Annotated in this window: 14 protein-coding genes; 5 read left to right on the top strand and 9 right to left on the bottom strand. The window is 43.4% G+C overall.

All coding sequences use genetic code 11. The features are described from left to right. Window positions 1-12 precede the first annotated feature (12 nt). A complete protein-coding gene (locus ACO1R6_RS04240; protein ID WP_486262460.1) occupies window positions 13-1296 on the top strand; it encodes a M16 family metallopeptidase in 1284 nt (427 codons plus the stop codon). A gap of 185 nt (window positions 1297-1481) precedes the next feature. Here the strand turns inward: ACO1R6_RS04240 and ACO1R6_RS04235 are convergent, their stop codons facing one another. Further along, window positions 1482-2591 (bottom strand): acyloxyacyl hydrolase, encoded by a 1110-nt coding sequence (locus ACO1R6_RS04235; protein ID WP_486262458.1) that lies wholly within the window; start codon window positions 2589-2591, stop codon window positions 1482-1484. A 755-nt stretch (window positions 2592-3346) separates the two neighbouring features. On the opposite strand from ACO1R6_RS04235, the gene ACO1R6_RS04230 reads away from it, so the two are divergent. Beyond that, the gene (locus ACO1R6_RS04230) at window positions 3347-4003 is read left to right on the top strand and encodes a porin family protein (protein ID WP_486262457.1); all 657 of its coding nucleotides are present in this window, start codon (window positions 3347-3349) and stop codon (window positions 4001-4003) included. A 68-nt stretch (window positions 4004-4071) separates the two neighbouring features. On the opposite strand, the gene ACO1R6_RS04225 is transcribed toward ACO1R6_RS04230, so the two are convergent. From ACO1R6_RS04225 to uvrA, 8 genes are all read right to left on the bottom strand, one after another. Beyond that, a complete protein-coding gene (locus tag ACO1R6_RS04225) occupies window positions 4072-5433 on the bottom strand; it encodes a dipeptidase (RefSeq protein WP_486262455.1) in 1362 nt (453 codons plus the stop codon). A gap of 95 nt (window positions 5434-5528) precedes the next feature. Then, the gene (gene plsY, locus ACO1R6_RS04220; RefSeq protein ID WP_486262454.1) at window positions 5529-6176 is read right to left on the bottom strand and encodes a glycerol-3-phosphate 1-O-acyltransferase PlsY; all 648 of its coding nucleotides are present in this window, start codon (window positions 6174-6176) and stop codon (window positions 5529-5531) included. Window positions 6177-6642: 466 nt separating this feature from the next. Next, window positions 6643-11859 carry a hypothetical protein gene (locus ACO1R6_RS04215; RefSeq protein WP_486262453.1) on the bottom strand — a complete coding sequence of 1739 codons (5217 nt, stop codon included), beginning with the start codon at window positions 11857-11859 and terminating at the stop codon, window positions 6643-6645. A gap of 43 nt (window positions 11860-11902) precedes the next feature. Beyond that, window positions 11903-12736, bottom strand: coding sequence for a 50S ribosomal protein L11 methyltransferase (gene prmA, locus ACO1R6_RS04210; RefSeq protein WP_486262451.1), 834 nt, complete (start codon window positions 12734-12736; stop codon window positions 11903-11905). 6 nt (window positions 12737-12742) lie between these two features. Beyond that, a complete protein-coding gene (locus ACO1R6_RS04205) occupies window positions 12743-13129 on the bottom strand; it encodes a 7(1) septoil knot domain-containing protein (protein WP_486262450.1) in 387 nt (128 codons plus the stop codon). A gap of 116 nt (window positions 13130-13245) precedes the next feature. Next, window positions 13246-14010 (bottom strand): triose-phosphate isomerase, encoded by a 765-nt coding sequence (gene tpiA, locus ACO1R6_RS04200; protein ID WP_486262448.1) that lies wholly within the window; start codon window positions 14008-14010, stop codon window positions 13246-13248. A gap of 385 nt (window positions 14011-14395) precedes the next feature. Then, complete coding sequence (locus ACO1R6_RS04195) at window positions 14396-15187, bottom strand: sialate O-acetylesterase (protein WP_486262446.1); 792 nt, start codon at window positions 15185-15187, stop codon at window positions 14396-14398. Between the two features lie 147 nt (window positions 15188-15334). Beyond that, window positions 15335-18145, bottom strand: coding sequence for an excinuclease ABC subunit UvrA (gene uvrA / locus ACO1R6_RS04190; protein WP_486262445.1), 2811 nt, complete (start codon window positions 18143-18145; stop codon window positions 15335-15337). Between the two features lie 247 nt (window positions 18146-18392). Here uvrA and ACO1R6_RS04185 point away from each other — a divergent pair, with 247 nt between their 5' ends. The 3 genes from ACO1R6_RS04185 (at window position 18393) to ACO1R6_RS04175 (ending at window position 19769) form a co-directional block, all read left to right on the top strand. Further along, window positions 18393-18527 carry a 30S ribosomal protein THX gene (locus ACO1R6_RS04185; protein WP_486262444.1) on the top strand — a complete coding sequence of 45 codons (135 nt, stop codon included), beginning with the start codon at window positions 18393-18395 and terminating at the stop codon, window positions 18525-18527. 261 nt (window positions 18528-18788) lie between these two features. Then, entirely contained in the window at window positions 18789-19259 is a 471-nt protein-coding gene (locus ACO1R6_RS04180; protein ID WP_486262442.1) for a hypothetical protein, read from the top strand. A 96-nt stretch (window positions 19260-19355) separates the two neighbouring features. Beyond that, the gene (locus ACO1R6_RS04175) at window positions 19356-19769 is read left to right on the top strand and encodes a hypothetical protein (RefSeq protein ID WP_486262441.1); all 414 of its coding nucleotides are present in this window, start codon (window positions 19356-19358) and stop codon (window positions 19767-19769) included. Window positions 19770-19853 lie beyond the last annotated feature (84 nt).

Here is a 19853-nt window from a genome sequence, read left to right as displayed (position 1 = left end):
CACCCGGAATTTATGTTGGATAGATTAGTTGCTCCTGCCGTTCAAAAAATAGCATCAATACAATTACCAGTTGCCGAAGTTACAGCCTTGCCCCACGGGGCAAGGCTTCATGTTTTATACAATGCCAGCCAACCGGTAATTAAACTCGAAATTGTTTTTAAAGCTGGTAAATGGTACGAACCCGCTCCCGGCTTATCGTATTTTACTTCTAAATTATTACTGGAGGGTACGGTAAATTACACGGCTCAGCAAATTGCCGATTTAATAGCCTTTTACGGTGCTTCGCTGGAATGCAACCAAGGTTTCGACCGGGCCACTTTAACGCTGTACTGCTTAGCCAAACACTTGGGTAATATTTTGCCCATTCTGCAAGACATTTTAACACAACCCACTTTCCCCGAAAGCGAGTTTCAACTGTTAAAAACCAGAACCCTACAAAATATTGCCATTGAAAAGCAGCGGAACACCTACCTGGCTACCAAACGTTTAACCGAAAGCATTTACGGTTCCCAGAAAGCGTACATTGCCGGCCTCAGTGAAGCCGAAATACAAAGCGTTACGTTACCCCAGATCCAGGATTTCTTTAGAAGCAACTTTACCCTGGCCGAAAGCGAAATATTTTTATCCGGTGCTACCGATGAGGTTTCTATTCAACAATTGATTGCGGTTTTGAACCAGGTAACCTCTGGTCAGCAGATAAATTTAATTGCACCGGCACCTTTGGTGTATACGCCGCAGGAACATTACCTCGAACGTCCCGATCAGATCCAAACAACCATCCGGATTGGTTGCCCCTGGCCGCTCATGTCCGACGAAAATTTCTCGCAATTATTACTCCTGAACAAAATATTAGGCGGTTATTTTGGCTCGCGCTTAATGAAAAATATTCGGGAAGATAAAGGATATACCTATGGTATTTTCTCCACCGTTTCAGCAAAAGAACACGCCACCTTATTTTACATTGGCACCGATGTAAACTACGAGAACTCCGGCAAAACTGTAACCGAAATCCTGAAGGAAATAAGCATTTTACAAAACGAACAAATACCGGAGCAGGAATTGGATACGGTTAAAAATTATACCATTGGCAAATTTATTAACGATACCAGCAATATTTTTGACCAGGTAGATAAGTACAAATCACTCATTCTGCATAATTTACCAATTAATTATTACTCTGATTACCTAAACCATATTGCCAACGCCCAAGCAGCCCACTTACAGGAACTGGCCCAACAATATTTACAACCCACGTTCCTAACCAAGGTACTAGCCGGCAAGGAGACCCGCAGTTAACCTGCATTCAGGCAAATATTTATTTATGGTTGGCTTAGATTTTATGCTTCTGGCTGATTGGTAAAACGAATAAATATATTTAGTATTTACCGATGCGTTAATGCCTTAAATAAAGCAATAATACACAGGTTTGCGGCTAATAAATATTCAGGTAAAATTACCTTTAGAAATATTGCTAGCGGCTACTAAATACGTACCCCGAGGCGGTATTCAATTATATCTGCTTTGATCAGGTCATGTAATTTAAGGCTACCCGAAACAAAAATATTTTTATGGAATTGCCATTTGGCTTCTAACCGCTGAAAAACGCCGGCATCGGCTTTGTATGGGCGGTAAAAATAATAACCTACCTGGGTACCAAAAGCCAGATTACCAAAGTTCAGGTCGTGGCCACCGGTTAAGGCAAAGCGCCGGATGTCGGGGGTAGTACCGGCCGGTACCCGCGGGTCCCAGGCGCGGCGGGCAAACAACGACGGGTCGTAAAAACCTTCCAACGCCAGCAGCAACGTACTTTTGTGGTTTAAACGGTACAAACCACCTAAAGCCACCGCATTAACCGTATATTTAACCGTATCAAACTCGGCGCGTTGCTTTACCCCTACACTACTGCTTATAAACAAATAAGTGCGTTGTGGTATAGCACTTTCGGCCTTAGGGCGGGCAAGCGGTTGGGGTAAAGTATTGTACTGTACACCTAAAGTAGCCGTGCCAATATTGATACCCATGTTTGGTTTAGAATCGCCCCCGTTTGAGTAATGATTAAGCCCTACGGCCGCCAACAAACCTACTCGGCTACTTATTTGGCGGGTATACTCGAGCCGGGTCTGAATAACGGCATTAAAATTATTGCTGATAACATTGTTGGCCGGGTTTTCCTGTAAATTATAATTATTGGTAAAATAAGCCAGACCGGTGCCAAACCTAAAATATAAACTGCTGTGGGCGGTGTGTTTTACCGGTAAGCTTATATAGGGGCTAAGGGCAAAAGACTGCCCCAATATTATATTCTGGTAATTAAAGTAAGTAAAAGATAACCCAAAGCGCGGATAGCGATACAAATGCTGCCAGTATTTTTCGCCGAGCGTTTGCTTTTGCAGGTTAATTTCAATCCCTACCGGATTTGTTCCGGCCAAATGTTTTATTTTGGGGGTGTGCACCAACACCGTTCCGCTTTGCCAGGCAGCTCCGGCCAGATAAGCAGGTCGGCTCTGCCCGTTTACAGTTCCGGTATAAGTCAGCCCCAGCATACCAACCAGCAAAAAACGCTTATAAAAGTTAACCAATCGGCTACCCATTCTTAAAATATATATGGCACAAATCTAAAACAATCCGGTGGTTAAACAATTATGCTTTATACTGGCATGATTTTGGAAGTATTTATAATATAAAATATTAATTATTTAGATAAAATATTCTTATTCTTACTTAAACTACTTTTAACCTGGCGTTTAACCAAGCTGGCTTAAATTAGTTTTGTACAAATATATTAAACAATAACAAACTTAAATTGTTTAATAAGTATATGAAAGCTTTAAGATAATGTTTTGGGTTGATTTAGCACCCCAACAGAATTGTTTTATGTTGTTTTTTAAGCGTTTAGTTTATTTTTTTACAGACATAACAACCCTACATAAATTAACTGGTAAAATAATTTAATAGCTAAATCTTACTTTTACTGCAACATTATTTCTAAGATACGTATAGATGCCAAGATTACACAATGTAATTATAATCCAAATTGGGTTAAACTCTCGTTCTTTATTATTTTTTTGTTAAGCATGAAAAATCTAATTATAAAATACTGGAATCACTTGGCTGGTTTGCAAGTGGGAATATCGTTCGAAAACATTTTGATTGACAATATAAAAGACCTAATCGTTACGGGTAGGCACCTGGGATTAAAACCCCAGTTAAGCTTATGCCGGGTATCATAATTAAACTTAATCTGCAACAAAACTAAGTTTAAAGAGTATTATGGCACGAGGTAATGCCAAATACATTTAAGATTTTTGTCTCACAATTTATTACATACAATTACCTTTTAAAAACTATGAAAAAGTTAGTATTACTATTAATTGCTGGGTTTAGCTTCACTTTCGCACAAGTAGCACAAGCCCAAAGAATTGGAATTAAAGCCGGTGTTAACTACTCTAACCTGGCCGGCGATTTAAGCTCTGAAGCCCAAAACGAAAACAAATTGGGTTTTGTAGGGGGTATTGCTACCAGCATACCTTTGGTAGGCGATGGTTTCCTGTCGCTTGCACCGGAATTACTTTACTCGCAAAAAGGTTACAAATACAAAGACGAAGCATTTACCGTGGGTAACAATACCATGAAGTACACAGGTAAAGTAGATTTTAGCTATTTAGATTTACCGGTTCTTTTAAAAGTAAATGCCAGTGGTTTGGTATTTGAGGGCGGACCAGTTGCTTCTTATTTACTCAGCGTGAAAGACCGTTCTAAGGTTATCATGAACGACATGGAGCAAAACAATGTAAGCAAACTTGACCGCGATTCTTTTGGTAGCAAGTTAGAAGTTGGTTATGCCGCTGGCGTTGGTTACATGACACCAGGTGGCTTTAGCTTAGGTTTGCGTTACAATGGTAACTTTAGCAAATTAGCCGACGATAACGATGGCGGCAGTTTAAGAAACACCCGTCATTCTTTATTCCAGGCTACCGTAGGTTACTTATTGGGCAGCAAATAATTTGAATTAACAAGCATAAAAAAAGCCGGACAGTCATAAACTGTCCGGCTTTTTTTATGCCCAATTTTTTATTTATGCATTTCGGCTAAATATTTAAAGAAATACGGGATGGTTTCTATGCCTTTCAGGAAATTAAAAATCCCGTAATGTTCGTTCGGCGAATGAATAGCATCAGAGTCGAGGCCAAAACCCATCAATACCGAATCAATACCTAGCTCGGCCTTAAACATGGCTACAATAGGTATGCTGCCGCCACTGCGTACCGGAATAGGCTTTTTACCAAACGTTTTTTCAAATGCCCGGCTAGCTGCTTGGTATGCCACTGAATTGGTTGGAGTAACTACGGGTTCGCCGCCGTGGTGCGGCCGCACTACCACTTTTACACTGGGCGGCGCTATGCGCTCAAAATGCTGGGTAAACTTTTCGGTAATTTCTTCGGAGGTTTGGTTGGGTACCAAACGCATCGATATTTTGGCAAAAGCTTTAGAAGCAATTACGGTTTTAGCGCCTTCGCCAATATAACCACCCCAAATGCCATTAACATCTAAAGTAGGCCGGATAGAATTACGTTCGTTGGTGCTGTAACCGGCTTCGCCGTGTACATCGCCCAAATCAAGTTCTTTTTTATAAGCTTCCAGGTTAAAAGGAGCTTTGGCCATTTCGGCCCGTTCTTCGGCGCTTAACTCTTCTACATTTTCGTAAAAACCGGGTATGGTAATGTGGTTGTTTTCGTCGTGCAAAGAGGCAATCATCTGGCACAAAATATTAATAGGGTTGGCCACAGCCCCACCGTATAAACCAGAATGTAAATCGCGATTGGGGCCGGTAACTTCTACCTCCAGGTAACTCAGTCCCCGCAAGCCCGTGGTTATAGAAGGAATGTCGTTGGCAATAATACCGGTATCCGAAATCACAATTACATCGGCCTGCAGCTTTTCTTTATTCTGATTTACAAATATGCCCAGGTTATTCGAGCCGATTTCTTCTTCGCCTTCGATCATGAATTTAACGTTGCAGGCCAGTTCTTGCTGCTGCATCATTATTTCAAAAGCCTTTATATGCATATATACCTGCCCTTTGTCGTCGCAGGCGCCGCGGGCATAAATTTTTTCGTCTTTTATTACCGGCTCAAACGGCGGCGAATGCCAAAGCTCATACGGGTCGGCGGGTTGTACATCGTAGTGGCCGTAAGCCAATACGGTAGGCAAAGCCGGATCAATTATTTTTTCGCCGTATACAATAGGGTTACCGGCAGTTTCGCACAATTCTACGTTATCGGCCCCGGCTTCACGCAGTTTCTGGGCAATAAATTCGGCAGCTTGCCGTACGTCGCCTTTAAATTTGGGATCGGCACTTACCGACGGAATGCGCAGCAACTGCAACAACTCGTCGATAAACCGATCTTTATTTTCCTGGAGGTAATTATTCATGCTTCAAGTAATGTGTTTAGCTTAATGAATTAGTATTTATTTCTGTTACCAAGTTTAACACGAGGCAAAATATATTTTGGAAATCAACGCTGGATTTATTTACTTTTTATCCCAAATAAGTTGGCTTTACTTTCCTGGCCTTGTAGCAGGCGGTTAATATTTTTTTTGTGGGTAAAAACCACCATTACCGAGAGCAGAATCCCAAAAACCAGCAGCAGAGGCTCATCGGGTTTAAACTGGGGAACCACCAGGAGTAACACCGGAAATGCCAAAGCGGCAATCATAGAACCCAAAGAAACGTATTTAGATATTAGCAGTACAATTATAAAAATGCCGAGGCAAATAAGGGCCGCTTGCAGGTGCACCGCCAGTACCATACCCATGAGCGTAGCCACACCTTTGCCCCCCTTAAAGCCTGCATAAACCGGAAATATATGCCCTACTACCGCCAAAGCTCCCATTATTAGTTTAAACATGATCAGCTTTTCGGCGGGAATTAGTTCTTGCATTACCAGCACATTGGCCAACGAAGTAGCCGCCCAACCCTTAAACACATCGAATAATAAAACAAAGGTGCCGGCCTTTTTGCCCAACACCCGAAAGGTATTCGTAGCACCGGCATTACCGCTACCATGTTGCCGCACATCTATGCCAAAGAATTTTTGGCCTACCCAAACCGCCGTAGGAATGGCCCCAATTAAATAGGCAGCTAACAGAAAAATTGCGATAAGCAGAATATTCATAATAGTAAGCAGGTGTGTATATGGTTAATTAACGAAATTTAACCGGACAGGTAATATTCTAAAGCGAAAACTTATTTCAAATATATAGAAATACTAGCCTATGCGCCAAATTAAGGTAAACAGGATGGCTAATGGAAATAACTGTAGAACCTAAGTTCTGACTACCATTACCTGTTTATTTAGCAGATAAACAAGCCGCTGGCTAAAACGAATATTTAAGTTTTGTGAAGTAATATTTTGTAATGACGGCGGGATACAAACTTTACAATTAATATTTTTATTCAGGCTGCGGATACAGGTAAAATATTCCTTTTCGGATAAAAAGATATCATCTACATAAGCCCATGCTCATTGCTGCTTAATTTGATTATTGGGAAAGCTAATATTCTCACTGAAAATATTACTAATTGAAAATAAGAAAGCCACTCCGGGAGTGGCTTTCTTATATGTTTTAACTGATTACTGCTTAATTCATATCGGGTAGCAGTTCTTCTTCTTTACCCTTTTTAGCTTTCTTCTTTTTCTTAGCATCATCAGTTGTGCCGGGTAAGTTTACATCGCTTTCTGCCTTTTGGGGTTTAGCCGGGTTTGCTGCCGGTAAGTCGGTTTCTTCGGCTTTAGGAGCTTTTTCTTTTTTCTTTTTCTTACTGCCGCTGTCTTCCATAAAATCGAAATTACCGGTTTTCTGCGGTGCGCTGCTGGCTCCTCCCGCCGATAATAGCGGGTCGTGTTTGCTGGTAGCCAAATACGTTTTACGGTAATTGTTTACAAAAGCCGTTTTGTCCATTTCTTCGCCGGTAAGCATGCCGCTATTGCGTTTAGAAGCCACTAAGTTGTTAAATTTATCATCCGACGAGGCTACGGTTAACATGTTGTTTTCGTAGTTAAAATAATACCAGGCCTCGGGGTTAGCTTGTATATAAAGCGTTACAATATCGGCTTCTGGGCCACGCTTAATTTCGAGGTAACCGGGTACCTGGGCATTAATATCCTTTTTCAGAACATTAGCCAGGCTTAACCGGTTTTTGCTGTACCAGGCCTTGGTAGAATCGGACCAACGCAATTCGGCGGCATTAAACACCACTAACTTCTGGAATTTAGAGGAGAATACCGGCAAAGGCGTATAGTTAGACCGGTCGGCGTAAGCTTTGGCCTCTTTACCCGGCACAAACTGCGCCAGCTTATACAACAAGGCACTGTTGTCGGTGATGGCTTCAGGAGCGCCGCCTAAATTATCGGCTAACACGTTGCCCATTTGCACCAGGGCCGCTTCTGGTATACCTAGGTCTAAAGCCAGGAAAGCATCGAGGGTAAATAAACGGGCCGTAGGTTTGGCTACCGCAGTACCCGAGGCAGTTAATCCAAAGTTTTTGGCTGTAGGTAACAGCAGGTTCAGCTTGCCTTCGTACCGCGATATACCCGTAGAGTCGTTAAAAGTCATCATGTTACCCGTGATATCTTCGCCGGCCAGGCGGCTTTCTTTACCCAGTTTATATTCTTTTTTGCTTTTGTTGTACGCCAGCAAACCTTCTACATCAAATATATCCAGGTCGGTATCATCTTTTTTCTTCGATACAAAGGTGTTGTAAACTTTATTGTCGGCAGTAGCAATATGCAAACCGGTTTTCAGCGGGGTACCGTCGGCGGCTTTAGGCGCTTCAATATTAATCTGTACTTCGGCCGGATTAACCGTAGCCTGGTACGGGAACCAATCGGAGCCGCCTTCCTGGCCACTAAAACCTAATTTAACAAAACCATTAAAGTTCCAGAATTGCCGGTTAGAGCTCATGGCAACCTCGCCTTTGTACTGCACGCCGGGCGTTATTATAAATTTATCGGTTTCCTTAATGGTGGCTACGGCTTCGGTATGCGGTAAATCGTCTACGGCTACTTCTTCGGTTTTCCGGAACAGGCGCAACCGCTCCCGCTTACCGGCAGCCCCTTCGGTGTTCATCGCCAGCAAAGTAGAATCGGGCCGGGCTTCATCGGTTTTAATCGGGTTTGCTTTGCGTTTTTTCCGGTTACCGGCCGTGGCTTCGGTAGCCATATCCGAGTCGGCGGCTACTGGTGGTTCAGCGGCAGTATCGGCTTTAACTTTTTTGTTTTGCGAAGCTAATTTTACTTTTTTAAATCGGCTACCTTTTTTTAGCGGGGCCACGTTGGTGGCGGTGCTATCATCTTCGGGTAATATTTCGGTATTAATGCCGCCCGGTATGGTGGTCGTATCGTTTCTATTGGCCATGGCCAGCAATTCTGGTTTAGGCAAAGCTTTTACTTTATCCATGTTTTTCATGGTAAACTTGCCAAACTTCACGGCAAACGTATCGGCCAAGGCATTAACGTAATTGGCATTGGCATAGCCCCGGTAGTTTAACCTGGAAATAATATCTACCTCGCCTTTATACATTTGGTGATACCGGTTTAGGGTATCACTCACAATGGTTGCGCGTTGTAAAGTTTTAATATCCGCGTTTTCGGCAATATACACCCGGCCACTATCTGGTACAATATGGGCATCGGCGGCGGCAATGTAAGGTACGCCACCAATATTCAGGGTATTTTTACCAATATCGTAAGTGGCGCTTTTGGCTTTAAATTTCAGGTTTTCGTGCGATGGCCTAACCGAAACAAAATACGCGTGCCCCCCGGCGCCGGCTTTACCTTCCGGCTCGTTCATGGTAACTATTTTTTTGTTTACATCCCATTTACCCCCGCTAAGCGAGGTTTTAAACTGCGCGTTCGGGAAATCGGTACTGGCGGCACCTGCCTGCTCCGGCGAAAAATTAGCGAAGCCTTTGGTTACATCAAACTCCAGAAACACATCCGATGCCCGTAAAGCCGGCTTACCGGCAGTTTTAGATTTAATATCCAGGGTTGCTTTATTGGCTTTAAAGCTATCTTTGGCAAAAGCCAGGTTCGGCGACCGGATAAACCCATCGGTGCCTTCTACGGTACCATCGCCGTAAAAACCGGTTGGCGTAATAATAGCCATACCCCGGTAAGAATATTTATTCTGGTAAAGCATAAAGGGCTCCGATACCGTACTGATGTTCATGGTATCTTTTTTGGGCAACCACTCCAGCACGTATTTATTAAAGGTACCGCCCATGTAATACGCACTGCCAATGGTAGCCTCTTTAATAGTGGCCTCGGTACCCAAGGTATGTACCTTATCTAAGTAAAACGTAAAAGCATTTGATTTTAAGCGGGTGGTTAAATATTCTACTTCGCCCTGCCCCTGCAAACCTTTTTTGGTCATGGTGAGCTTGTTGTAAAATTTACCTTTACCGCCGTAAGCGGCTAAACCGCCTTTGGGTACGGTGTAGGCAAAGCCCAACGACTGATCATCCATAACAGATAATTGGGTTTCGAATGGGGGAAAAATACCGCCGGAGTAAAACTTGCCTTTAAACCCAACAGCGCCGGGCAACGTGCTGTTCAGGCTATCCATTTTAAAAGGCGGAATGGCAAAGTAAACGGTGGTATCGTAAGCGCCACCCAATATTTCGGGTTTATTAAAATACACGTAAGCACCCGAAGTAGCATCGAACGACGGATAATTGCCGTACTTTTTGCGCCCCGATTTATTATCGGCTTTATTTAAATAAAGTACTCCCGACGATCTGGTAATGCTGTTGCTGCTAAATCCGTCTTCTTCCAATGCTTTGGCTCCTTTTTTAGGCTTATTCTTAACAATAAAAGCAATGGTATCAATCTTTGCCATATCAATAAGAAAATCGTTGTACTTAAAGGTAAATTTAGAGCCCCGGAACCGGAATTTAGATGCTACCACTACCCCGTTAAATTTTATATCGCGGTTTTTTAGTACCCGTACCTGGTTACTATCGGGTTGCGCGTAAACTGCTACCGAGTCGCCGGTAAAATAAAATTTATCGACGCCTCTTACAAGTAATTCATTTTTATTTAAATCGAGGGTAGCGTTTTTACCCGACGGAATCAACGATTTTAAGGTAATATAATCGTAATCTTTTTTACCCCGGGCCGATTTCATGTAATGATAGGCTTTTGCCTTTAGGGTAATTTCGCCGGTGGTGGCGTTGTAATTAAGAAAGTTTTGTTGCGCCAGCATACTGGCCGCAATGCGCAGCTCTTCTTCTTTTATTTTGGTGCTGGCCGTTAGGTCGTTTATATAAAAATTATTTGTGCGGCGCTTGTCGGCAAAATTGGCAAATACAATTAATGGATGAAAATCGGCGGTACCTTTTAGGTGCTCGTACCGGTCTTCGGTAAAATATTCTTTAGACGTTAAGCGCGCCGGCACTTCGTTTTTTGCCGTCAGGATCGAAAAGTTGAGATTAGGAGTAGGCAGTACCCAAGTCAGCATTTCGGCGTTAATTTCCATTTGGTGATGCGAGCTGTAAAACGGACTTATCTGTGATTGCTCGCTCCGGATAAGCGAAAGCCTTTTGGCAGGTTTGGAATATTTAAACCGCAAACCCGGATGAGCAATGGTATCTTGCTGGTTAAAAATAAATATAGCCGCTTTTTCAGAAGTAATTAAGCTATCCTGCAACTGAAAATTAGCCGAAGAAGCTTTAAATTTAGGTTTACCTTCGTGGCTAACCGTTATTTCGGAACCACTGCCGTCCAAGGCGGCCGCACTAATTTTATTACCAGCCATGGTAAACCCACCCACGTACTTTATGTTTTCGCCAATATTTTTGAGCTGGGCATTGTTGGTAAACGATATAAACTGCGGATAACCGGTGTCGCCGTTGGCTTTTTTGCGCACATTCCGGAAATCGAAAACACCTTCTACCGGTGCCTCCAGCACGGCTGGGTAAGTAAGGGTTACGCCTTCGGCCCGGAAAGCCGCTTTGCTGGTATCAAAACCAAATTTCTTGAGCGTAGCCGAAGCTTCGCCGTCGGCCTGGGCCCAGGTAAACTGGCCTTTCTTGCCTACGTAATAATTTTTAGCCAGCAGCACAGTGCCATCGGTGTTTTTCAACGACAAAGAATCGGGTCCGGTAATAAAAAACAACTCGGCATTCTGAATTTTTAAGGCGGGCCCGATTAAATCCGGAATACCACCACCCTTAGTACCAGACGTAGCAGTAGCTGGTGCCGGCGTAGTATCTTTAAAATCATCGTTCCAGATTACTTCATCAGCTTTAGGAGTTTTTTTCTCGGCAGCTTTGGGGGCCGGTGCGGCTTTTACGGGTGCTGGCTCTTCCTGTGGTTCGGTGCCGTCGAGGTAAGCAAACGAAAAATTGCCCCCTACTACCCGCAAGGTATTTTGAGGAGCTTTGTAAATTACTTTGGTATCGAGGAATAGATAAGAAGTATGAATAAATTTCTCGAATTCAGGCTGTTTATCCTGGGCTAAGCTTTTATCTACAACGGCTATAAACTGATCTAGCTCGGTGTTGCGTAATTTGTGAATATTAATACCGCTTACCAACGCCCCAAAAAAATTCTCGAAATGTGGCCGGGCCTTCATTTTTTTAGCCAGCATTTTCTGCGCAAGATCAATTACTTTGGCTTGCTGACTACTGGTCATTTGGTTAGAGCCCCAGACTTCTTCGAGGCGGGTGGCCACTTTTATGGCGTTCTCGTTTTTAGTAGGCGCCATCATGGTTTTTACATCCAGGATAAACTGGGCCGGCTCCTTGGCGAGTTTGTAAGTGGTTTGGGCTTGCGCTACCCCCGTAAAGCAAGCCATACATAACAAAAGAAGGTAAATTTGTTTCATAAAAGGGCAATAACTAATTTCTTTCAAAAACAACTGAAACCCAGTTGTTTTTCTCGCGCTCACTCACATACGTTAACCCGCAAGACTTGGCTTTTTCTACGATTAAATTTAAATCCTGGGTGTAAAATCCGCTCATAATTAATATTCCGTCTGGTGCTAAAACCTCACTATAAGCTGGCAAATCGGCCAGGAGTACATTGCGATTAATATTAGCCAGAATAATATTAAATGGTTCTTCGCCTTGTATCGCCGCTACATCGCCTAACCGGGCCTCAATGGTAGGGCAATCATTTAAGTCGGCATTTTCGCGGGCATTTTCTACGGTCCAGTCTTCAATGTCTACCGCCAACACTTCATTGGCACCTAACTTGCAAGCCATAATGGCCAGAATGGCCGTGCCGCAACCCATATCCAGCACCCGCTTACCCGTGTGGTTTACATTTAATTGGTTTTCGATCATGAGCGTGGTAGTTTCGTGATGGCCGGTACCAAACGACATTTTCGGGTTAATGACAATATCGTAAGGCAAGTCGGTCGGCTTGGGATGGAAAGAAGCCCGCACCGAACAGATACCTGCAATAACCAAAGGCTCAAAGTTTTTTTCCCATTCTTCGTTCCAGTTTTTCTGTTCAATATTTTCCAGTGTATAACCCAGTTCGCCCGCCATGGGGTGGTATTTCTGAATAACTTCCTGCAAGGCGGCTTCCGAAAACTGGTCTTCAGTTATGTAGGCGCACAGGCCGTTGTCGGTTTCCATAAAAGTATCGTAGCCCACCTGGCTTAATTCGGCCGTTAAAATATCGGTAAGGGCGGCAGGCGCATTTAAAGTAACTTGGATAAAATCCATATAAGGTTATTTTCTACAACCGGCCAATGTTCGCGCTTTCGTATAATAAATACTAAAATCGGCAAAGGCCCGGTTAGTGGTTACAAAAAAAACATGATCGGCAAAATTGCGGCTGGTAGTCAAATACCAGAGGCCAGGAGCGTCGGCAAATAATTTGTTACTTTCCTTAAAAACAAATAAATCGGCGTAGGTATCTTCGGGTTCTAAGTATACAATATACTTGGCGTAATTCTTTAGTTTGGGGTCGGTGGTAAGGTAAACCGAACCAAACATCCGGCAAATTTCCGGTTCGCGGGGAGCGAGCACCGGCAGCGAAGCAGTTGTTTTTACAACGGCTCCGGTAGGGCTGCCAAGGCCCCAAAAGAGAAAAAATATTGGCAAAAAGTAATACATTCCGGAAAAACTATTTTGTTACAGTACCTGAGCGGCTGCAATTGAATTGGAATAATCCCAATTACAACCGCTCTAAGGTACAAAATAACTAAATCCGGAACAAAAAATTATTATTTTTATGAGAAGGATTTAATAATATCAGTAAAATCGCGCGATTTTAAGGAAGCACCGCCAATCAGGCCGCCATCAATATCGGGTTGGGAGAACAATTCGCGGGCATTGCCAGGGTTGCAGCTACCGCCGTATAAAATGGTGGTGTTGGTTGCGGCCTCAGCATCGTAGTGGCGGGCAATCTGCTCCCGGATAAAAGCGTGCACTTCCTGGGCTTGCTGGCTGGTGGCCGTTTTGCCGGTACCAATGGCCCAAATGGGTTCGTAAGCAATTACCACCCGGGCAAATTCTTCGTTGCTTACGTGAAACAAACCTTCTTTCAACTGGGTCTCGATCACCTCAAAAGTTAAATCCTGCTCGCGCTGCTCTAAAGATTCGCCAATACAAAAAATTGGAATTAATCCAGTTTGGAGCGCCGCTTTTACTTTGGCCTCCAGCATTTGGTTATCTTCAAAATAATATTGCCGGCGCTCGCTGTGGCCCAATATTACGTACGCCACACCTACCGATTTAAGCATAGCCGCCGACACTTCGCCGGTATAGGCACCACTCTCTTTCTGGTGACAATTTTGCGCGCCAAGATGAATTTTATTTTGACCGGCAATGGCTTTGCTTACGCTACCCAGAAAAGGGAACGACGGACACAATACCACTTCGGCATCGTTATTAACTTCGTCGTTTACCATGTTTACAACTTCCGATACCAGCGCCTGCGCCTCCTCGAAAGTTTTATTCATTTTCCAGTTGCCGGCAACTATTTTCTTTCTCATAATTATATTACTGTATTTGGTTTATATTTTAACTGATACGTTATACGGCGTAAGATTAAGAATTTTGCCGGGGAAAGCCTAAAACTTGCGGTGGGATTTACCAAAATAGGCCCTATAGCATGAATTTTCAGATTGATTTACTTTAATGATTATAAACCCAATTTTAGTACCAAACGCCAGGTGTGGTGGGGTAAGATTATTTTCCTGCTGCTTGCTAAACGATAAGCAGAACCAATAACAGAAGATTACAGCGGCGTACTTTCTTAGCCATAACTCCAGACCATAAATACAAATATTTGTTCTAGCCCAATATTTTATTCAGATAGTAAAACCTTTTCGTCTCTGCTAAAAACAAGTAGGATTGAGCCGCTATTTTACCCCAGGGTTATTTAGCAGATTTGCCTTTTTGTAGTTCTTGCATAGCCTGGGCGTAACGTTTACCCAATTCCCGGCCAGAGGCGGCATTAAAATGGGTGTTATCGCCCATGTGCACCAACCCGGCGGCGCTTACTACTGCCGTGTTGGGTACGTTAGCCGGTAATTGGTTTAAAACCTGGTTCATGCTTTTAAAAGGCTCTTTAAAATACCCCAACTCGCCGGCTACAAAGGGCACATTAGGCACGTTCAGCTCTGTCCGGAACCGATTAATGAGATCGGCTAATCGAGCTAAATGGATCTTTTCTGACTCAGGATTGCTGTCGTTTTCGCCCTGGTGCCAGATAATGCCTTTTAAAACCCCGGTTTGCAAAGCGGCTTTGGTGCGCTCAATGGCCTCGTCGTAAGGATAGCCTTTGGTTTGGTCGTGATAACCACCTTTAACCCAGGCAGTAATAGAAGAGCCACCGTGCGCGGCCGGAATTAAGCCAATTCTGATTTTACCTTTTGCCTGCGCCAGCATTTCGCGGCCAAAGGCAAAGCCCGGTCCGGTACCCGGATTAGGTTTATCCCAGTGTAAAGGTTCCCGGGCGGGCTGCCAGGTTTTGTCTTTGGCAAATACCAGTAAATTGGGCACTGCCACTGTATCTATTCCTACTGATTTGGCCCGCCCGGCCATATTCGATTGCCCAGCGAGCAAATACAAATGGAAATTAGGGTCGGGCTTTTGGCTGACCTGCTTCTGTGGCACCTGACAGCTACCTAAAAAAATAAGAACCAAAAAGTAAAAGCTGTATTTCATAGTTGGCTAATTATTCCGGGAGAGTAAACCGGAGTTTGTAAAGATAAAAATCCTGGGTAATAAATTACTAGCTAAACTCTTAGTTGTAATTACTATTTAAGTACGCTTTCCTGAATTTAAAAAGTAACAGGCAAAAGGAAAGCTAACTTACGTTAGCTTTTCTTTTAAAAATCTGGCGGTATGGTTATTCTCCAGCTTTACCATTTCCTCTGGCGTGCCTTCAAATAATAAATGGCCGCCATTTACGCCTCCTTCGGGGCCCATGTCAATTATCCAGTCGGCGCATTTTACAATATCCATGTTGTGCTCAATAATAACCACGGAGTTGCCTTTATCAATTAAGGCGTTAATGGCCGTTAGCAACTTGCTGATGTCATGGAAGTGCAGACCGGTAGAAGGCTCGTCGAAAATAAACAAAATATTCTCGGAGTGAGCGGTGGCACCTTTGGTTAGGAACGAGGCCAGTTTTACCCGCTGCGCTTCGCCGCCGCTGAGCGTATTCGAAGACTGTCCTAAGCGGATGTAACCCAGCCCCACATCGTCGAGCGGTTTTAATTTTTCGGCTACTTTGGCGTGGTCTTTAAAAAAGTCGATGCTGTCGGCAATGGTCATGTCCAGTACCTCCGAGATGCTTTTGTCTTTGTATTTTACGTCCAGAATATCTTGTTTAAACTTTTGGCCGTGGCAGCTTTCGCAGGTCAAATAAATATCGGCCATAAACTGCATTTCTATTTTTACCTGGCCTTCGCCCTGGCAAACTTCGCAGCGGCCACCTTCAATATTAAACGAAAAGTGTGATGGTTTAAAACCACGGGCTTTGGCTAAGGGCTGGTCGGCAAAAAGCGTCCGGATGCTATCGTAGGCTTTTACGTAAGTAACCGGGTTAGACCGCGACGACTTGCCAATCGGGTTCTGGTCCACAAACTCCACGTGGGCTACTTGCCGGTAATCGCCTTGTATTTTATCGAATTTGCCGGTAACATCGGAGTGGCCGCCTAATATTTTGGTAAGCGCCGGGTGCAATATTTTTTTGACCAAAGTAGATTTACCGGAGCCGCTCACACCGGTTACCACCGTCAGGACATCCAAGGGAAACTTAACGCTTACGTTTTTAAGGTTATTCTCGCGGGCACCCATTATTTCAATGGCGTTGCGCCACTGGCGGCGTTGCTTAGGTACGGGCACCGCCAACTCGCCGCTTAAATATTTGCCGGTATAGGTTTGGGACGATTTTACCATATCGTCGTAAGAGCCCTGGAACATGAGGTTACCGCCACCCGAGCCGGCTTCCGGACCAATATCAATAATCTGGTCGGCAATCTCCATCATTTTTTCTTCGTGCTCTACCACAATTACGGTATTGCCCATTTGCTGCAACGTGCGTAAAACACCAATCAGTTGTTCGGCATCGCGGGGGTGCAACCCAATGCTGGGCTCGTCCAGAATATACATAGAGCCCACCAAAGCACTGCCCAACGAGGTGGCCAAATTAATACGCTGCGACTCGCCACCCGATAAAGTAGAAGATAAGCGATTTAACGTTAAATACCCCAAACCCACGCGCACCAAATAACTTAAGCGATTGGTAATTTCAATAGCTAAACGATCGGCTACGGCCTTTTCGTGGGCATCGAGTTGTAAGTTCTGGAAAAATTCTAAAACGCCCGTTACCGGCAACAGCAACAAATCGGTAATGCTTTTGCCGCTTATTTTTACGTAAGAGGCATCTTTGCGCAAACGCGTACCACGGCAATCGGGGCAGGTAGTGCGGCCGCGGTAGCGGCTTAGCATTACACGGTATTGTATTTTATGCGTTTGGGTTTGGATGTGCTCGAAAAATGCGTTTAACCCATCAAAATATTCGTTTCCGTTCCAGATAAGTTGCTGCTGTTCTTCGGAAAGTTCGTTAAAAGGCCGGTGAATTGGAAAATCGAAGCGAATGCCATTTTTAATTAAAGGCTTTTGCCACTCGCTCTGTTTTTCGGTACGCCACGGCGCAATGGCCCCTTCGTACACCGACAAACTTTTGTCCGGAATGACTAAATCTTCGTCGATGCCCAGCACGGTGCCAAAACCTTCGCAGCGCTGGCACGCGCCGTACGGGTTGTTAAAGCTGAAAAAGTTTACGTTGGGCTCTTCAAACACCATTCCGTCCAGCTCAAACTTATCCGAAAACACCCTTACTTCTTCGCCCAGATGCACGTGGCACTCGCCGTGCCCTTCAAAAAAAGCGGTTTGCACCGAATCGGATAGCCGGAACTGCAAGTCTTCGTCGTCTTGGCGCACCACCGCCCGGTCGATTAAAATAAATAGTTGCCCTTTGATATTTTTGGTGCTGCCGGCTAATAAATCTTCGATAAAAAGCACCTCGCCGCCGGCAAATACCCGGGAATATCCTTTTTGTAAAAGTAAATCGAGTTCTTTCTCTAAACTGCGGTCAGTTTGGCGCTGCAGCGGGGCCAGAATCATGACGCGGCCACCCTCTTCGAGGTTAAAAATAAAATCAACCACATCGCTCACGGTGTTTTTCTTTACCTGCTGCCCCGATACCGGCGAAAAAGTTTTGCCAATGCGGGCGTAGAGCAGCTTCAGATAGTCGTAAATTTCGGTGCTGGTGCCTACCGTAGAGCGGTTGTTTTTAATGCTCACTTTTTGCTCAATGGCAATGGCCGGACTAATACCCCGGATATAATCTACATCGGGTTTATCCATGCGACCCAGAAACTGGCGGGCGTAGGAGCTTAAACTCTCTACGTACATGCGCTGGCCCTCGGCGTAAAGCGTATCAAAGGCCAGCGATGATTTGCCCGAACCCGACAAGCCGGTTAACACAATAAATTTATTGCGGGGCAAGGCTACGCTCAGGTTTTTTAAATTATGCACCCGCGCATTTTTAATTAAAATAAACTGCTTCTGGTCTAAGGTATCTATTATATTATTATCGGTAGGTGATGTCATGTTATACAGTTGGTCCTGAACCATTCTTTCTTTAACAAAATAAAAGCTAAAAAGATTGGTTTTGCGGCGGCAAATTTAAGCATACCTATCCGGATTTAGAAGTTTAGTTTACCCCCGGCCTAGGTAAATGTGCACTACCTGAACAGATTAAATATTTTTAGGAGATAAAGTAAACGTATATTAGGCAACGGAATTTAACGCTTACCCGTATTATTTAACCCACCAAAACACTAAAAACTTATATACTATGGGCAAAGGAGATAAAAAATCGAGAAAAGGAAAACTGGTAAAAGGTTCTTTTGGCAACAGCCGTCCGCGGAAGAAGGACAAAAAAGCCGAAGAAAAAGCCGTTGCCACCAAAACGGCTGCCGCTGCTAAATAAATTATTTAGTTAAAGCAGAACACCAGGATATCAACCCTCTCCGGAACGAGAGGGTTTCTTTTTGCCGGAAACTTTTTAAACAAAGCCCTTGAATATATTTATTCAAGGCGCACCCAATTGTATACTAATTTTATTCGAGAATTTTTGTTTATTTAATTATTAATATATAGTATATTCGTTAGTCCAGTTACGTATACACATTAGGAAAAAGCGTAATAAACGTAATACTGGTGTTTATATACGAGTTGGGGTTAATTTAAAATGAAATTTAAGGTAAGACCATATCTTTATAACCTTTTACCTATTCCGATAATATTTGGAATAGTGCTGATAACTTATTTTATAATTAATTATTCCATTAGAACCGAGACACAGCAAAATGCGGCTATTTGGACTGGTTTAATAATTTTATTTTTCTTCTTTGTGTTGCCTATCTTTTCATTTAAGAAGTTAAAAGAAATTGAGAGAATTAACGGAGTTTGGAAAGTACACTATCCTTATCTAAAACGGACAATACAATTGGACAATGATAGTGTAAAAGAAATAATTATTGTGGAAGGTATAACTGGACGGAACATTCCACAACATGAGCAAATTAACATTTCGACTATTGACGGACAGAAGCTATATATAAGCTCTTTGGAAATTAAAGGTTTTGCACAGTTAAGAGCCTTACTTACTAAAGACTTTAAAAGCAGGACTAAGGTCAATTCATTCGGCCTGAGTAAATAAAAACAAAAACTAACCCCAACACAGTGTATACTAAACCCTTGCTCCGCTACAGGCTTAGCATACATGCGGCACGTTAGGGGTAAGTTAAAATATAAATTGCAAGAATATAAAAGACCATATAATTCGCCGCCTCCAAGGTCATATAAGGCTTGGCTAGACGACCTTGGACTAAACTGCGTTGGCAACTGTCCTCCAGATGATGAGGTATTTACCTTCGACGATTTCAGTTCCCTACCAGAAATAAAACTGTTTAAAATCAAAGAAACCGACCTTTACGGATTTTGGAGACAATACGGAGATGTGTGGGGTGAAAGTCGGACTGTTGAGGAATGGCTTAATGACTTAGAACTGGAAATAGTTGACCCGACAGAAGAAGAATTAAAAGAATTGAATCTATACCTTGGTTACGACGAATTCAGAGATTGGAGTAGCGGTATTGTTACAGGAAGAAATGAGAAACCAGATTTCAATCTCCTAGACTTTTTCACCAACTTGTTCAAAAGGAAGTAAAGCAGAATAAAAAAACCTACCCCTAACATTGTATAAACACCATGCTACGGCCGACGGCCTCGCACGTTGTTTATACTAACCGTT

Source organism: Adhaeribacter sp. (genome assembly GCF_057359045.1).
The sequence above is the reverse complement of the archived record's forward strand: the minus strand, read 5'-3'. Positions and strand labels throughout refer to the sequence as shown.

Coding starts and splice junctions, on each gene's coding strand:
- ACO1R6_RS04240 (WP_486262460.1), top strand. CDS start 13: ATGTTGGATAGATTAGTTGCTCCTGCCGTTCAAAAAATAGCATCAATA.
- ACO1R6_RS04215 (WP_486262453.1), bottom strand. CDS start 11,859: ATGGCTTGCTTTACGGGGGTAGCGCAAGCCCAAACCACTTACAAACTC.
- prmA (WP_486262451.1), bottom strand. CDS start 12,736: ATGGATTTTATCCAAGTTACTTTAAATGCGCCTGCCGCCCTTACCGAT.
- uvrA (WP_486262445.1), bottom strand. CDS start 18,145: ATGACATCACCTACCGATAATAATATAATAGATACCTTAGACCAGAAG.
- ACO1R6_RS04235 (WP_486262458.1), bottom strand. CDS start 2,591: ATGGGTAGCCGATTGGTTAACTTTTATAAGCGTTTTTTGCTGGTTGGT.
- ACO1R6_RS04225 (WP_486262455.1), bottom strand. CDS start 5,433: ATGAATAATTACCTCCAGGAAAATAAAGATCGGTTTATCGACGAGTTG.
- ACO1R6_RS04185 (WP_486262444.1), top strand. CDS start 18,393: ATGGGCAAAGGAGATAAAAAATCGAGAAAAGGAAAACTGGTAAAAGGT.
- ACO1R6_RS04205 (WP_486262450.1), bottom strand. CDS start 13,129: ATGTATTACTTTTTGCCAATATTTTTTCTCTTTTGGGGCCTTGGCAGC.
- tpiA (WP_486262448.1), bottom strand. CDS start 14,010: ATGAGAAAGAAAATAGTTGCCGGCAACTGGAAAATGAATAAAACTTTC.
- plsY (WP_486262454.1), bottom strand. CDS start 6,176: ATGAATATTCTGCTTATCGCAATTTTTCTGTTAGCTGCCTATTTAATT.
- ACO1R6_RS04230 (WP_486262457.1), top strand. CDS start 3,347: ATGAAAAAGTTAGTATTACTATTAATTGCTGGGTTTAGCTTCACTTTC.
- ACO1R6_RS04180 (WP_486262442.1), top strand. CDS start 18,789: ATGAAATTTAAGGTAAGACCATATCTTTATAACCTTTTACCTATTCCG.
- ACO1R6_RS04195 (WP_486262446.1), bottom strand. CDS start 15,187: ATGAAATACAGCTTTTACTTTTTGGTTCTTATTTTTTTAGGTAGCTGT.